General features: G+C 69.7%; 7 protein-coding genes and 1 pseudogene. 6 read left to right on the forward strand and 2 right to left on the reverse strand.

Annotated elements, in window-relative coordinates; translation table 11 throughout:
- Window positions 1–56 precede the first annotated feature (56 nt).
- Complete coding sequence (locus PV419_RS20270) at window positions 57–947, forward strand: aminoglycoside phosphotransferase family protein (RefSeq protein WP_319690863.1); 891 nt, start codon at window positions 57–59, stop codon at window positions 945–947.
- 67 nt (window positions 948–1014) lie between these two features.
- On the opposite strand, the gene katG is transcribed toward PV419_RS20270, so the two are convergent.
- Both katG and PV419_RS20280 read right to left on the reverse strand, forming a co-directional pair.
- Window positions 1015–3231 (reverse strand): catalase/peroxidase HPI, encoded by a 2217-nt coding sequence (gene katG / locus PV419_RS20275; protein ID WP_319690865.1) that lies wholly within the window; start codon window positions 3229–3231, stop codon window positions 1015–1017.
- A gap of 33 nt (window positions 3232–3264) precedes the next feature.
- Window positions 3265–3702, reverse strand: a complete 438-nt coding sequence (locus PV419_RS20280; protein ID WP_319690867.1) for a Fur family transcriptional regulator — start codon at window positions 3700–3702, stop codon at window positions 3265–3267.
- A gap of 289 nt (window positions 3703–3991) precedes the next feature.
- Here PV419_RS20280 and PV419_RS20285 point away from each other — a divergent pair, with 289 nt between their 5' ends.
- The 5 genes and pseudogenes from PV419_RS20285 (at window position 3992) to PV419_RS20305 (ending at window position 15476) form a co-directional block, all read left to right on the forward strand.
- On the forward strand, window positions 3992–5224 hold the full coding sequence (locus tag PV419_RS20285) for a right-handed parallel beta-helix repeat-containing protein (protein ID WP_319690869.1): 1233 nt from the start codon (window positions 3992–3994) through the stop codon (window positions 5222–5224).
- A 77-nt stretch (window positions 5225–5301) separates the two neighbouring features.
- Window positions 5302–5915 (forward strand): annotated as a pseudogene (locus PV419_RS20290) (alpha-amylase); the annotation flags it as partial.
- 52 nt (window positions 5916–5967) lie between these two features.
- On the forward strand, window positions 5968–7098 hold the full coding sequence (locus tag PV419_RS20295) for a DUF2235 domain-containing protein (RefSeq protein WP_319690871.1): 1131 nt from the start codon (window positions 5968–5970) through the stop codon (window positions 7096–7098).
- Between the two features lie 309 nt (window positions 7099–7407).
- A complete protein-coding gene (locus PV419_RS20300; protein WP_319690873.1) occupies window positions 7408–14697 on the forward strand; it encodes an SDR family NAD(P)-dependent oxidoreductase in 7290 nt (2429 codons plus the stop codon).
- On the forward strand, window positions 14694–15476 hold the full coding sequence (locus PV419_RS20305) for a thioesterase II family protein (protein ID WP_319690875.1): 783 nt from the start codon (window positions 14694–14696) through the stop codon (window positions 15474–15476). The genes PV419_RS20300 and PV419_RS20305 overlap by 4 nt, the downstream gene beginning before the upstream one ends.
- The last annotated feature ends 359 nt before the right edge of the window (window positions 15477–15835 follow it).

Consider the following 15835-nt stretch of genomic DNA (forward strand, 5'->3'; position numbering starts at 1 on the left):
GCGGAGCCTGACCGCCACACCTTGCTGTGGTCACGACACTCTGCGAGCGTTGCGCGGTGAGTCGAATCAAGATGCACGCCGACGAGGTCGAGACGAGCGCCGGGCTCGTACGTCGACTTCTGGGGCGGCAGTTTCCGCAATGGGAGCACGAGCCGGTCGAGTTGGTGCCCTCCTACGGTACGGACCACGACATTTACCGGCTCGGCGAGCGCCTCTGTGTCCGGATGCCACGGATCGGGTGGGCTTCCGGGCAGGCCGAGCGCGAGGCGGCCTGGCTGCCCCGGTTGGCTCCCCACCTGCCGCTGGCCCTACCCGTGCAGGTGGGGATGGGAGAGCCGGCCGAGGGTTATCCCTTCGCGTGGGCCGTCTACGAGTGGCTGCCCGGCGACAACGCCAATGGCACCATCGACGATCCGGAACAAGCCGCCACCGACCTTGCCGGCTTCGTCGCCGCGATGCGCCGCATCGAGACCACCGGCGCGCCGCCACGGGCCCGGGGCGCGCGGGGCGGGGAGTTGGCGGAGAACGACGAACACGTACGACGCGCGATCAAAGGGCTCGGCGACCGGGTGGACGGCGCGGCCGTCACCCGTTCCTGGGAGGAGTCGCTCGCGGCACCACCGTGGGACCGCGATGTGTGGGTGCACGGTGATCTGCTCCCGGGCAACCTGCTGGTGCGGGACGGCCGGCTGTCCGCGGTCATTGACTGGGGCGGGCTCAACGCCGGCGACCCGGCCTGCGATCTGCAGCCGGCCTGGAACATCTTCGCCGGCCGCAGCCGCGCGGTTTTCCTGTCCGAACTCGGCGTCGACACCGCCGCCTACCTGCGCGGACGGGGCTGGACGCTGTACCAGGCGATCACCGGCCTGAACTACTACTGGGAGACCAATCCGGGGATGATCCGGCAGGTCTCCCACGCGCTCACGCAGGTCCTCGCCGAGAGCTGATGCCGATCCGAGGACGTCCAGGCCGGCCCGTACGGGCCGGCCTGGACGTCATGCGGCAGGCAATGAATCAGACGAGATCGAATCGGTCGAGGTCCATCACCTTGGCCCACGCCGCGACGAAGTCGTTCACGAACTTCTCCTTCGCGTCATCGCTCGCGTAGACCTCCGCGAGCGCGCGCAGCTCGGAGTTCGAGCCGAAGACGAGGTCGGCACGGGTGCCGGTCCACTTGACCTCGCCCGTGGCGTCGTCGCGGCCCTCGAAGGTGTTCTGGTCCTCCGAGACCGCCTGCCACGTCGTGCCCAGGTCGAGCAGGTTGACGAAGAAGTCGTTCGTCAGCCGGCCCGGGGTGTCGGTGAAGACGCCGAGCTGCGACTGCTGGTAGTTCGCGCCCAGGGCGCGCAGGCCGCCGACGAGGACGGTCGTCTCGGGCGCGCTCAGGCTCAGCAGGTTCGCCTTGTCGAGCAGCAGGTACTCGGCCGGCAGGCGGTTGCCCTTGCCCACGTAGTTGCGGAAGCCGTCAGCGGTGGGCTCCAGCGCGGCGAAGGACTCCGCGTCGGTGTGCTCCTCCGTGGCGTCCACACGACCCGGAGTGAAGGGCACCTCGATGTCGTACCCGCCGTCCTTGGCGGCCTTCTCCACGGCGGCGGCACCGCCGAGGATGATCAGGTCAGCCAGGGAGACCTTCTTGGCGCCGGAGTTGAACTCCTGCTGGATGCCCTCGAAGACACGCAGCACCTGGGCCAGCTGGTCCGGGTCGTTGGCCTCCCAGCCGCTCTGCGGCTGCAGACGGATACGGGCGCCGTTGGCACCGCCGCGCTTGTCACTGTTACGGAAGGTCGAGGCCGACGCCCACGCGGTGGAGACCAGCTGGGAGACGGTCAGACCCGAGTCCAGCAGCTTGGCCTTCAGGGAGGCGATGTCGGCGGCGTCGATCGGCTCGCCCTGGGCCTGTGGCAGCGGGTCCTGCCACAGCAGGGTCTCCGCCGGGACCTCCGGGCCGAGGTACAGCGACTTCGGGCCCAGGTCGCGGTGGGTCAGCTTGTACCAGGCGCGGGCGAAGGCGTCCGCGAACTCCTCGGGGTTCTCGTAGAAGCGACGCGAGATCTGCTCGTAGATCGGGTCGAAGCGCAGCGACAGGTCGGTGGTGAGCATCGTCGGGAGCTTCTTCTTCGACGCGTCGTGGGCGTCGGGGATGATCGCCTCGGCGTTCTTCGCCACCCACTGATTGGCTCCGGCCGGGCTCTGCGTGAGCTCGTACTCGTACTCGAAGAGGTTCTTGAAGAAGCCGTTGCCCCACTGGGTCGGGGTGGCGGTCCAGGTGACCTCGAGGCCACTGGTGATCGCGTCGCCGCCCTTGCCGGTGCCGTAGGTGCTCGCCCAGCCGAGGCCCTGCGCCTCGATGGGGGCGGCCTCGGGGTCCGGGCCGACGTGGTCCGCGGGGCCGGCGCCGTGGGTCTTGCCGAAGGTGTGACCGCCCGCGATCAGGGCGACCGTCTCCTCGTCGTTCATCGCCATCCGGCGGAACGTCTCACGGATATCGCGGGCCGCGGCGATCGGGTCCGGGTTGCCGTTCGGGCCCTCCGGGTTGACGTAGATAAGGCCCATCTGGACCGCGCCGAGCGGGCTCTCCAGCTCACGGTCGCCGGTGTAGCGCTGGTCGTCGAGCCAGACCTTCTCGGGACCCCAGTACACGTCCTCCTCGGACTCCCACACGTCCTCGCGGCCACCGGCGAAGCCGAAGGTCGTAAAGCCCATGGACTCCAAGGCGACGTTGCCGGCGAGGATCATGAGGTCGGCCCAGGACAGGCTCTGGCCGTACTTCTTCTTGACCGGCCACAGCAGACGGCGGGCCTTGTCGAGGTTGCCGTTGTCCGGCCAGCTGTTGAGCGGCGCGAACCGCTGCTGGCCGGCCCCGGCGCCACCACGACCGTCGCTGATGCGGTAGGTGCCCGCGCTGTGCCAGGCCATACGGATCATGAACGGGCCGTAGTGGCCGAAGTCGGCCGGCCACCACTCCTTCGAGTCCGTCAGCACCTCCGCGATGTCCCGTTTCACGGCCGGGAGGTCGAGGCTCTTGAACGCCTCGGCGTAGTTGAAGTCCTCACCGAGCGGGTTCGCCACGGCGGGGTTCTTGGCAAGAATCTTCAGGTTGAGCTTCTCCGGCCACCACTGGCGGTTGCCGCCACCCTGGGTCGGGTGCAGGGCGCGCCCGTGTGCGACCGGGCAGCCGCCTCCGCCCTCCAGTTTTGCGTCTGTGACGATTGCGTCATGGTTCTCTGACATGGGAATCCTTCCGGACTGGGCGGATCATGGTGCTCAAGAACTGCGGGCGGTGGAACAGCCGGGGCACAGGCCCCAGTAAATGACCTCGGCCTCCTCGATCGAGAAGCCGTGGTCGTCGGACGCGGTCAGGCAGGGGATCTCGCCGACCGCGCAGTCGACGTCGGCGACGACACCACACGACCGGCACACGACGTGGTGGTGGTTGTCCCCGACACGTCCCTCAAACCGGGCCGGGCTGCCGGCCGGTTCGATCCGGCGTATGAGCCCCGCCGCGGTGAGCGCGTGGAGGGCTTCATACACGGCTTGAAGGGAGATGTGGCCCACGCGATCGCGCACCCCGGAGGCGATCGCCTCGACACCGAGGTGGTCACCGTCCCGGACGGTCTCGAGCAGCGCGACACGCGCGGCCGTCACCCGCAGGCCGGCACCTCGCAGCTCCTCGGCGGTGGCCGGAGTCTGGGATGCGGTCATGGCGCCAAACCTACCCCCATAAACGCGATCCGTACAGTAAGACGAATGATTCAAGTTAAGTGTACGGCGCGCGACAGGCATCGCTTGCCTTGTTGTGGCGTGACCCGCAGACGCGGCGACGGCGTTGACGCTTCGGCAAGCGCTTGCTACTTTGCAATTTGTGTGATGGCCGTCACCTGTAAAGATGCGCTCCGTCCTGCACTTTCAGAACAGGAAGCAGTCAGCAACCGCTCTCATGAGCTGCGCGCCGCCCCCACGGCAGCCCCCCACAACAGGAGGTCCCAGCGCCATGAAGCACACTCCGATTTCCCCTGCCCCGCGACAGAAGGGCCCCGCGGCCGCCAGCGGCCGCCGCACACGCGGCCTCCTCGCCGCCACGGCGGTGGCAGCGTTGGCGTCGGCAGGTCTGCTCGCGTTCCCTCCAACCGTCTCGCAGGCCGCATCCCTCAACAGCAACGCCTTGTACGTGTCACCGAACGGCAGTGACAGCGCCCCCGGGACGGAGTCCTCTCCGACGACGCTCACCTCAGCGATCACCCGCATCAGCGCCGGTGGGATGATCTACCTGCGCGGCGGGAAGTACAACCTCTCGCAGACGGTCACCATCCCGCCGGGCAACGACGGCACCTCGAGCGCCCGCAAGGAGCTGTCCGCCTACCCCGGCGAGACACCGGTGTTGAACTTCTCGGCCATGAGCGAGGACCCGGCGAACCGCGGCCTCGCCGTCAACGGATCGTTCTGGCACATCTACGACATCACCGTGGAGCGCGCCGGTGACAATGGGATCTTCGTCGGAGGCAGCAACAACATCATCGAGCGCACGGTGACGCGCTTCAACCACGACACCGGGCTCCAGATCTCGCGCATCGCCTCCAGCACCCCCCGTGACCAGTGGCCGTCGAACAACCTCGTCCTGAGCGCGGAGTCGCACGACAACGCCGACTCCGACGGCGAGGACGCAGACGGCTTCGCCGCGAAGCTCACGGTCGGCTCCGGAAACGTGTTCCGCTACGCCGTTTCCCACAACAACATCGACGACGGCTGGGACCTCTACACCAAGACGGACACCGGCCCCATCGGCCCGGTGACCATCGAGGACTCCCTCGCCTTCGACAACGGCACCCTCTCGGACGGCTCCCAGGCCTCGAACGGTGACCGCAACGGCTTCAAGCTCGGCGGCTCGGACGTCGCCGTCGACCATGTCATCCGGCGCAGCATCGCCTACCACAACGGCAAGCACGGGTTCACGTACAACAGCAACCCCGGTCGTATGTCGGTGTCGGGCAACGTCGGCATCGACAACGCCCAGCGCAACTTCTCCTTCGATGGCGGCACTTCGGTGTTCCGGGACAACGTGTCGTGCCGCAGCGGCAGCGGGACGAAAGACCGCACCATCGGCGACGCCGACGCCTCGAACCAGTTCTGGTCCGGCACGAACGGGTCTCGGTGCACGTCGTACAGCGGCGCACTGAAGTGGTCCTTCGCCGCGGACGGCAGGCTCTCCGTGACCTTCGGCGGCTAGGTCCTTTCCGGGGCGAGCATGATGGTGGCGCGGCCGTAGCCGGCACCCCGCTGGGCACCGACCCTCGCAAGGACCCCGACTACGGCCCGAACAAGTCGAGCACCCGCTACAGCGGCGGCACCGACGCCTGGGCCGAGAACATGGCACTGATGTGGACCTTCCGCGGCATACCGACGCTGTACTACGGCTCGGAAATCGAGTTCCAGAGAGGCAAGCAGATCGACTGCGGCCCCACCTGCCCCCTGGCCTCCACCGGACGCGCCTACCACGGTGACCACCTGGTCGGCCCGGTCACCGCCTCGGACTTCGGAAAGGCCGACTCGGCGACCGGCGAGGTGCCACGACCCTCGGCCAGCCCCTGGTCAAGCACCTCCAACGGCTCAACCGGATTCGCAGGGCCGTACCGGCGCTGCAGGTGGGCCAGTACTCCACCGACGGCATCACCGGCCAGATGGCGTTCAAACGCCGCTAGACCAGCGGCAGCACGGACAGCTTCGCGCTCGTCACCGTGACCGGCGGAGGCACCTTCACCGGCATTCCGAACGGCACCTACACCGACGCCGTCACGGGAGACACGAAGACCGTCTCCAACGGCTCGCTGTCCGTCGCGGCTCCCGGCAAGGGCAACCTTCGAGTCCACGTACTGAACGGCCCCGGCGAGATCGGCAGCGACGACCCCTATCTCAAGTGACACACGGCCAGCGCCCGTGCGACAGGACGGCAGGTGCGAGAGGATGCCTGTCATGCCCAAACGTCTGATTGTGTGCTGCGACGGCACGTGGAACACGGCCGATCAGGCAGAGGACCGCCATCCCTGCCCGACCAACGTCACCAAACTCGCCCTGGCCGTGGCTTCCGAGGACTCGGCCGGGAACCGACAGTGCGTCTATTACCACCGTGGGGTGGGCACCAGCCGGTGGGACCGCCTCCGTGGCGGCGCGTTCGGGGTCGGGCTGTCCCGCAATGTGCTGGATGCCTACCGCTTCCTCGTCGACAACTACGAACCTGGCGACTTCCTCTACTTCTTCGGGTTCAGCAGGGGTGCGTTCACCGCCCGCAGTACCGCCGGCATGGTGCGCAACTGCGGCATCCTGCGTCGGGAGAACTCCCAACGGGTTGACGAGGCGTGGGCCCTGTACCGCAGCTCAGCCGACAGTCCGACCGGTGTCGCGTCCAGCCTGTTCCGCCGGGCGTACTCGCACGACCCGCGGATCCGTTTCATCGGCGTGTGGGACACCGTCGGTGCCCTCGGCGTCCCGGTTCTCGGACCCCGCTGGCTCAAGCCCGCCGTGAGGTGGCTGAACCGCACCTGGGAATTCCACGACACCAAGCTCAGCACCAGGGTCGACGGCGCTTTCCATGCGCTGGCCCTTGACGAGCAGCGATCGGCGTTCGAGCCGACACTTTGGCATCAGCAGCCCGGCGCCGACGGGCAGGAGTTGAAGCAGGTCTGGTTCAGCGGTGTGCACTGCGACATCGGCGGCGGCTACACCGAGACATCCCTGTCGGACATCGCTTTGCTGTGGATGGTCGGCCGGGCCCGGGAATACGGCCTGGAGTTTCAGCCCGGAGCCATCAGCACGGACGGTCCCAGCCGGATAACGCCGGGCGAGAGCGTCGACTTCAGGGTCGCACCCGATCCGATGGCCCCTCCGCACGTCTCCCGGGAAGGGCTTTACCGATTGGCCAGGCCCCTGCACCGGCCCATCGGCAAGGCCGCGGACAAGGCCGGACACCCCAGCGGACGTGAGTACCTGGCCATGACCGCGAAGGAGCGCTACGACGAGGACCCCGGCTACCGGCCGCCACAGCTCGTCACGTACCTGGCCCAGCCGGAGGACGTGCGCCTCGAGCCGGCGCCCCAGGCACCGTAGGTTGCCGGTGACCTGACAGCCGGGTGATCGCGGCGAAGGCCGCCGGCGCGGCCAGACTTCCCAGCGCGAGGTCGAGGTAGTCCGCCCCTCGGGATCGGTGGGGCCGACATGCCGATCCCGGCCAGTTTGTCGACGCCGTCGAGGCGTCGGCCCTGGGCGATGAGTCCGTGGCCCTGGGGGCGGTACGTCTCGCGCTGGACCGCGTCCAGGCGGAGCTGTTCGACGTTGGCAGTGCCACGAACCCCGTCCATGCCGGTCCGGCCTGATCGGGGGCATCAGCGCGGGCCCGCGTGGGTATGGTCGGCAAGGATGGCAGAACAGACGATCTCCGAGCCGCGTACCCGCTTCTCCCGTGAAGAGCAGTCCGGCGATATCGCCATCATCGGGCTCAGCTGCCGATTGCCGGGTGGCATCACGGCGCCCGAGGAGCTGTGGGCCGCGCTTGCCACCGGGCGCGACCTGGTCGGTGAGGTACCAGAGGACCGGTTCGACACACGCCGGTTCGTGGCCGGCGATCCGCGGCGTCCCGGCAAGTCGTACTCCGCCGCGGGCGGGTTCCTGGACGACATCACCGGTTTCGACGCCGCGTTCTTCGGGTTGTCGCCCCGGGAAGCCAGCCGGATGGACCCTCAGCAGAGGCTGCTGTTGGAGATGGCCAGGGAAGCCCTCGACGACGCCGGTGTCGATCCGGGGACACTTGCCGGATCGGAGTCCGGGGTCTACGTGGGGGTGAGCAACGGCAATTACGGCCAACTCCAGTACGCCAGCCCCGAGACGGTCACGGCGTACACGATGGCGGGCTCGGCACTCTGCAACACCGCCAACCGGATCTCGCATCTGTTCGACCTGCGAGGGCCGTCCATGGCGGTGGACACCGCCTGCTCCTCGTCCCTGGTCGCCCTGCACCAGGCCTGCGCACAGCTGCGTGCCAAAGAGGGCCCAGTCACGCTCGCGTGCGGTATCAACCTGCTGCTGAACCCGGGCGACTTCATCGGGTTCTCCAAGGCGTCCATGCTGTCCCCCAGTGGCCGATGCCGCTCCTTCTCCGCGCACGCCGACGGGTACGTCCGCGCCGAGGGCGGCGCGGTGGTGGTGCTCAAGCGCCTCGCCGACGCACGGGCGGACGGGGACACCGTGCACGCCGTGGTCCTCGGCACCGGAGTGGGCGCGGACGGGCGTACCCCTGGACTCTCGCTGCCCAGCGCGGAGGCCCAGGAGAAGCTGATGCGTCAGGTGCACCGCCGTGCCGGGGTGCGCCCCGAGGATCTGTCCTATGTGGAGGCCCATGGAACCGGCACTCAAGCGGGCGACCCGATCGAGTGCCGGGCGTTGGGCGATGCCCTCGGCGCGGGCCGCCGTACACCGCTGCCCATCGGCTCGGTGAAGTCGAACCTCGGCCACCTGGAGTCCGGGGCGGGAATCGCCGGTCTGCTCAAGTGTGTGCTCATGCTGCGACACGGTGCGATTCCGGAGTCGCTGCACGCCGAACCGCTCAACCCCGCCATCGACTTCTCCTCGCTGGGCCTGGAACCGGTGACCGCACCGCGGGCCCTGCCCCCGGGGGCGCTCGCGATCAACTCGTTCGGTTTCGGCGGGGCCAACGCACACGCCGTTCTCGGCCCGCCACCCGTACCCTTCACACCCGCGCCGCCGGAGGCGGCGTCATTGCCGGTGCTGGTCTCGGCGGCCACCACGGAGGCGCTCACCGAGGCCGTCACACGTACCGCCGCGCGGCTCCGGGACACCGACTCGTTCTACCACTTCGCCTATACGAGTTGCGTTCGGCGCGGGCACCACCGCGAACGGGTTGCCGTGCTGGCGGACAGCGCCGATCAGGCAGCCACGCTGCTGGAAGCGATCGCCGAGGGCGCCCCGGTGCCCGGCGGTGCGGCAGAACAGGCGTGTCCGGGACCCGTGGCGTTCGTGTACTCCGGAAACGGCGCCCAGTGGGCGGGCATGGGCGCGGAGCTGCTGGACACCGAACCGGCGTTCCGCGACGCGGTCACCGAGGTGGACGCCGAACTGGCCGGGCGCCTGGGCTGGTCGGTGCTCGCGGCCCTGAGGTCCGCGGAGCCGGAGCTGGACCGGACCGAGATCGCCCAGCCCCTGCTGTTCGCGGTGCAGGTCGGTCTGACCGCACTGCTGCGGGAGCGCGGTATCCGGCCCGCCGCGGTCGCGGGGCATTCGGTGGGCGAAGTGGCCGCGGCGCACGCCTGTGGGGCATTGGACCTGGCGGCGGCCTGTCGAGTGATCGCCGAACGCGGTCTCGCCCAGGCGGACACGGCGGGTGGCGGACGGATGGCGGCGGTAGGACTCCCGGCCGCCGAGGGCACCGCGCTGATCGCCGGCCGCGACCTGGAGCTGGCCGGAGTGAACAGCCCGTCCGACGTGACCCTCTCCGGGTCCGCCGACGAACTGTCCGCGCTCGGTGACGAGCTGCTCCGTCGCGGGGTCTTCTTCCGGGAGCTGAACCTGGACTATGCCTTCCACAGCCGGTCGATGGACTCGATCCGGGACCGGCTGCACACGGCGCTGGCCGGGCTGACACCGCGATCGGAGACCGCAGCGTTCGTCTCCGCCGTCACCGGCGAGACGCTGCCGGGCACCGAGCTCGACGCCGGATACTGGTGGCGCAACATCCGGGAACCGGTGCTGTTCGGACCGGCCGTGGCCACTTTGGTGGACGAGCACCACTGCGGCACGATCGTGGAGGTCGGTCCCCATCCGGTGCTGCTCGGCTATCTGCGCAGGCAGTGCGCCACCGCGGACCGGCCGGTGACCACGGTCTGCTCACTGTCCCGCGGGGCCGCCGGCGCGGCCGCGGTGCGGACCACCTGCGCCGCGGTGCTCGCGGCCGGGGCCGAGGTCGACTGGGACGCCTGGTTCCCGGTGCGCGGCCGGGTGGTGCCGCTGCCCGCCTACCCATGGCAGCGGGAGCACCATTTCAATGGCGCCCCCCACTGGTGGTCGGCGGGATCGGGGGCCGGGGAGGAGTCGGGACACCCGTTGCTCGGCGACCGGTTGCCGAGCGTGGAACCCGCCTGGCGGACACCGGTCGAGCCGTCGCGGCTCGGTTGGATCGGCGACCACCGGATCAGCGGGTCGGTGGTGATGCCGGGCGCCTCGTATCTGGAGATGGCGCTCGCCGCCGGCCGAGCCACCCACGAGGGCGCGGCGGAGGTCACCGGCCTGGACATCAGCAAGGCGCTGGTACTGCCGTGGGACGACCCACACGTGAACATCTCCGTGCAGACCTGGCTCTCCGGTGAGGTGGCCCGCGTGGCCTCCCGCCGGGGCGATGAGGACTGGCAGGAGCATGCGAAGGGGCGGGTACGCCGACTGCACGCCGGGCCGCCGGCGCCGCTGGACGTGCCGGGCATCCGGGAGGCCGCACGGACCGAGATCTCCGGGGAACGGCACTACGCGCGGATGCGGCAGGCCGAGCTGGCGTACGGAGCCGCGTTCCGCGGTGTCCAACGGCTCGCCGTCGCCGGCGACACGGTGCTCGCCGACTACGCCAACCCGAGTGGGGCGCAGGAGTTCTACGCACACCCGGCCCTGGTCGACTCCGCGCTGCAATCCATAGGGGCGCTGCTCCCCCGCGCAGAGAACGGGCAGGTCCACCAGTTCCTGCCCGCCGAGTTCGAGCGGGTCCGGTTCTGGCGCACCCCCGCCGACCGGGGCGTGGCACTGGTCCAGGCGCGCAGCCTGTCGCTGCGTGAGGCCGTGATGGACATCACCATCGCGGATCCGGACGGCACCGTTGCCATGGAGCTACGCGGTGTCCGGGTACGCAGGAACAAGGGAGCGGCGAGCGGCGTCGACCGCATCGTCAGCACGCTCCAGGCCGCTCCGCTGCCCGGGGCCACCGGCCCGACCGGGCTGCCGGCCGCCACCGCGCTCGCCGCCGCGCGGGCCGACCAGGTGGAGGCACTGACCGCGGCGACCCGGCGCTACGACAGCCCCACATTCGTTCGCCGCGTCACCCACCTGACCGGCCACTTCGTGGCGGCCGCGCTCGCCGGGCCGGAGGCAAAGGGCGCGCGGCCGAGCAACCGGCGGCTGTATGAGAAGCTGCGGGCGCTCGCCGAACGGGAAGGCGTGCTCGACCGGACACCTGAGCCGGGCCGGCTGGTCGCCGATCTGCTGCGGGACTTCCCCGCCATGGCGCCGGAGCTGCTCCTGTACGCCCGGTGTGGTCCGCAACTGGCCGGGGTGCTCACCGGAGACGTGGATCCGATGCAATTGCTGTTCTCGGACACCGAGCGCCTCGCCGAGCTGCACTACACGACCTCCGTCGCACACCAGTATCTGAACCGGCTCGCCAGGGAACTGGTCACCGGGCTGGTCGAGGCCTGGCCCGCGGATCGGCCACTGCGGATCCTCGAGGTCGGCGCGGGCACCGGATCCACCACCGCCTGGCTGCTGCCCCGGTTGCCCGCCGATCGCACCACCTATGCCTACACGGACATCTCCAGTGCGTTCTTCCCCCGTGCCCGCAACCGGTTCGCCGACTACCGGTTCCTCGATTACCGGACGCTGGATCTGGACCGCGGCCCCATCGAGCAGGACTTCACCGCCGCTTCCTTCGACCTGGTGATCGCCGCCAACGTCCTGCACGCCACCACCGATGTGCGCCGCGCCCTCCGCCACCTCACCGAACTCCTGGACAGCGGTGGACGGCTGCTCGCCGTCGAGTTCCACGACAACGACCTCTTCGCCCCCTGCTACGGGCTGCTCTCATCGGCGACCGACTTCACCGACACGGATCTGCGCGAGGACACACTGCTCGCTCGCGAGCAGTGGCCCGGGGTGCTGCGCTCCGGTGGGTTCACCAACGTGGTCCAGCTCGGCGAGGAGCCCACCTGTTCGGTGCTGTTCGCCGACCGAGGCGAACGCGACCAGCTCGCGCCGACACCCTCGGGCGCCGCGCCCGGTCACTTCCTCGTCGCCACGGACGGCATTGAGGGCTTGCCCGACTCCGTGGTGGCGCGGCTGCGCACACTGGGCCGCTCGGTGAGCCACGTCGATGCCTCCACCGACGCCGCCCGATGGGGCGCCGCGCTCCACGGCACCGAGCAGAGCACCGGGATCCTGGTCATGCTCGGTGAGAAGGCCGGTGGGGATGCCAACAACTCCGTGGACCCCGTCGATCAGGTGGTCCGGCAGGCGGCGGTCCTCAGGGCGATGGTCACCGCCTGCCAAACGGTGCCGGAGAGCCGTGAGGTGCGGGCCTGGGTGCTGACCTGCGGCGAGCACACAGCGGTCCCCGAACACCCCGCACCGGCCGCCGCCTGGGCCCAGGCACGCACGCTGACCAGCGAAAACCCTCTGCTGAGGGTCCGGAGGATCGCGGTGACCCCCGGCGCGACCGCGGCGGACGTGTGCGCGGAGCTGCTCGCCGAGACCGACGAGGACGAGGTCGTGCTCACCGCGGGTGGGCGCTTCGTACCGCGGATCACCGAGCGCCGGCCCGCCACCCGCGCCGTCCGCCCCTTCGCCCTGGCCGTGGCGGACGACGGACCGGCCTGGACGGCGGTGACAGTACCCGAACCGGGACCGGGAGAGGTTCTCGTCGAGGTGCGGGCGGCGGCGCTCAACTACGCCGACGTCATGGTCTCCCGGGGGCTGGTGCCGCCCATGGCCGAGACACCGGACGCGGGAACCCCGTTGCTGGGCCTCGAATGCGCCGGGGTGGTGACCCGCGTCGGCGCCGATGTAACCGACCGGACCGTCGGCGAGCGGGTGATGGTCGCGCACTCCGGGAGCCTCACCTCACATCTGCGCTGCCAGGCGCGGCTCACCATCCCGATTTCGGAGGGCATGTCGTTCACCGAGGCGGCCACCCTCCCGACGGTGTTCGCCACGGTGCACTACAGCCTTGATTATCTGGCCCGGCTCCGCCCGGGCGAGACGGTCCTCGTACACGGGGCCGCCGGCGGGGTGGGGCTGGCCGCGCTGCGGTACGCCGAACACGTCGGGGCCACCGTCGTCGCCACCGCGGGCAGCCCCGCCAAGCGCCAGCTCCTGCGCCTGCTCGGCCACCGGCACGTACTGGACTCGCGCAGCCTCGGCTTCGCCGACGAGGTCCGGGAGATCACCGCGGGGCGCGGGGTGGACGTGGTGCTCAACTCGGTCGCGGGGGAAGCGCTGGGCCGCGGTATGGAGTTGCTGCGCCCGCACGGCAGGTTCGTCGAGCTCGGGAAGCGCGACATTCTCGCCGACAACGCGCTCGCCCTGCGGTCGTTCTCCCGTGACCTTTCCTTCTTCGGGGTCGACCTCACCAGTCTTCTCCAGGGCGACAGCCCGGTGGCCGAGCAGATGGTCGCCGAACTGACCGAGCGCGTCGGGTCCGGGGTCTACCGGCCGCTGCCGCACGTCGCCTACCCGGCGAACCAGATCGCCGAGGCCGTGGCACTCCTGCGGGACTCCCGGCACATCGGCAAGATCGTCATCATCTTCGACCCCACGGAACCGGTCCCGGTACGCGTTCCGCGGCCCGCCGTCGCTCTGAATCCCGAGGCGACCTACCTCGTCGCCGGTGGGTTGGGCGGTTTCGGCGCGGCCACCGCCCTCTGGCTGGCCCGGTGCGGGGCGCGACACCTGGCTCTGGCCTCCCGCAGCGGCGCCGCCCACCCGGAAGCCCGTGCCGTGCTCGACCGCATCGCCGAGGAGGGGGCGACGGCGACCGCCTACGCCACCGACATCACCGACCCGGTGGCCACCCGGGATCTGGTGGACGCGATCGAGGCCACCGGCCATCCGCTGCGGGGTGTCATCAACGCCGCCATGGTGCTCGACGACGTCCTCGATGACGCCACAGCGGTGGAACTCGACGACGAGCGGACCCGCGCGGTGGTGAGCCCCAAACTCGCCGGGACGGCGCACCTGGACCGGCTCACCCGCGACCTGCCACTGGATTTCTTCGTCTTCTACAGTTCCATCTCCGCCCTCGCCGGCAATCTCCGGCAGAGCACCTATGCCGCCGGCAACCTGGCGGGCGAGGCGGTGATCCGGCAGCGCCGGGCCGCGGGACTGCCCGGACTCGCCGTGCAGTGGTGCGCCATTTCCGACACCGGCTACGCCGACCGGGCCGGCATGGTCGAGACCATGCGACAAGCCGGTTTCGGGGAACTCGACTCCGTGACCGCCACCCGGGTTCTCGGTGAGCTGATCACTGATCCCGACGTGGACGTCATCATGGTGGGGAACACGGACTGGGCGCAGACCGCGAAACTCCTCCCCACCGTCGCCGCGCCCCGCTTCGCCGAGGTGCTGCCCGCGCAGGACGCCGACCCCCATGACGCCGACGGGCACGTGCCGGAGCTGGTGCGCTCGGTGGCCGAGCCGGAGGCGCTGGGCATCGTCACCGATGTGCTGGTCTCGGCACTGGCAACGGTGCTGCAGACCACATCGGAGCGGATCGATCCGAACACCCGGCTCGACCAGCTCGGCCTGGAGTCGTTGATGGCGGCCGAACTGAGCTCCGTACTGCAGCGCAGGCTGGACTGCATCGTCCCGACGATGGAACTGGCCACCGCGGCCAGTGTCCGGCAGCTCGCCCCTCGCATCCTCGGACGCATCAGGCGGGGCGCATGACCACGCCCTCGCCGTTCCCCACCGTGGACCTCGACCGTCTCACCGACCGGCAGACCGCGCGGATCCGGCTCTACTGCGTTCCGCCTTCCGGCACCGGCTCGGAATTCTTCCTGCCCTGGGTCGCCGAATTCTCCGAACTCATCGACCTGGTCACCGTCGGACTCCCTGGTCGGGGCGCCCGCGTCGGGGAACCGTCGATCACCGACATCGGCTGGGCCGCGGCAGGCATCGCGGAAGCGGTGGCCGCAGACCTCCGTCATCGGCCGCCCGCCGACGGTTTCCACGCCGTCTTCGGCCACAGTTTCGGCGCGCTGCTCGCCTTCGAGGCCACGCACCGGCTCCGGTCCACATCGCGGACCGAGCCGGGCCTGCTCGCGATATCCGCAGTTCCGCCACCGAACCGCGACGGTCTCGATGACCACATCGCGCGCAACCTCGGCTCCGGGATCGCCGCCATCACCGAGATCATGGGCTGGGAAGAACCCACTGACGACGCGCTCACCCGGACCGTCTACACCCCGTTCCTCGCGGATGCGGTGGCGCTGCTGCAACACACGCGGCAGGCCTGGCCGCCGCTGCGCGCGCGGCTGAGCGTCTTCGGCGGACTCGACGACCCGATCGTCGACCCCGAGTCACTGCACGAGTGGAGCGCCTGTACGACGGCCGACACCCGGGTCCACCGCTATCCCGGAGGCCACCACTACGTGCGCACCCAAGTCGCCGAGGTGGTCGCTCAGCTTACGGAGGATCTGCTCGCCGCGTACCGGAATCCGGCTTAGGGTCCGTCCGAACCCGCATGCTGCCAAATGGACATGACATTTTTGGCGTCATAGAGGCCGGCAAAGGATTCCGACCAAAGCATTCCGAACATCCGTACGCCCGCTGCCTGCAAAGTTCAAAACTCAACCTCTGCCGAACGTTCGATTTGAATGCCCGCTCGGCGCTGTGATCGAATACCGGTCGAGCGGATTTCGAAGATCCGCGCGTTCGAAGGACACACACTCCATTGACCAACCAGGTAGGAGAACTGAACGTGGCACCATCTGGCGATCGCCGCTCCGCAGCGCGCCGACTGTCCCCCTTGGGCATCTTTGCGGTTTTGGTCTGCATTCCCTACATCATCGCAACGTCGCAGGCC

This window comes from Streptomyces sp. ME19-01-6 (assembly GCF_033793745.1).
Lineage (GTDB): Bacteria > Actinomycetota > Actinomycetes > Streptomycetales > Streptomycetaceae > Streptomyces.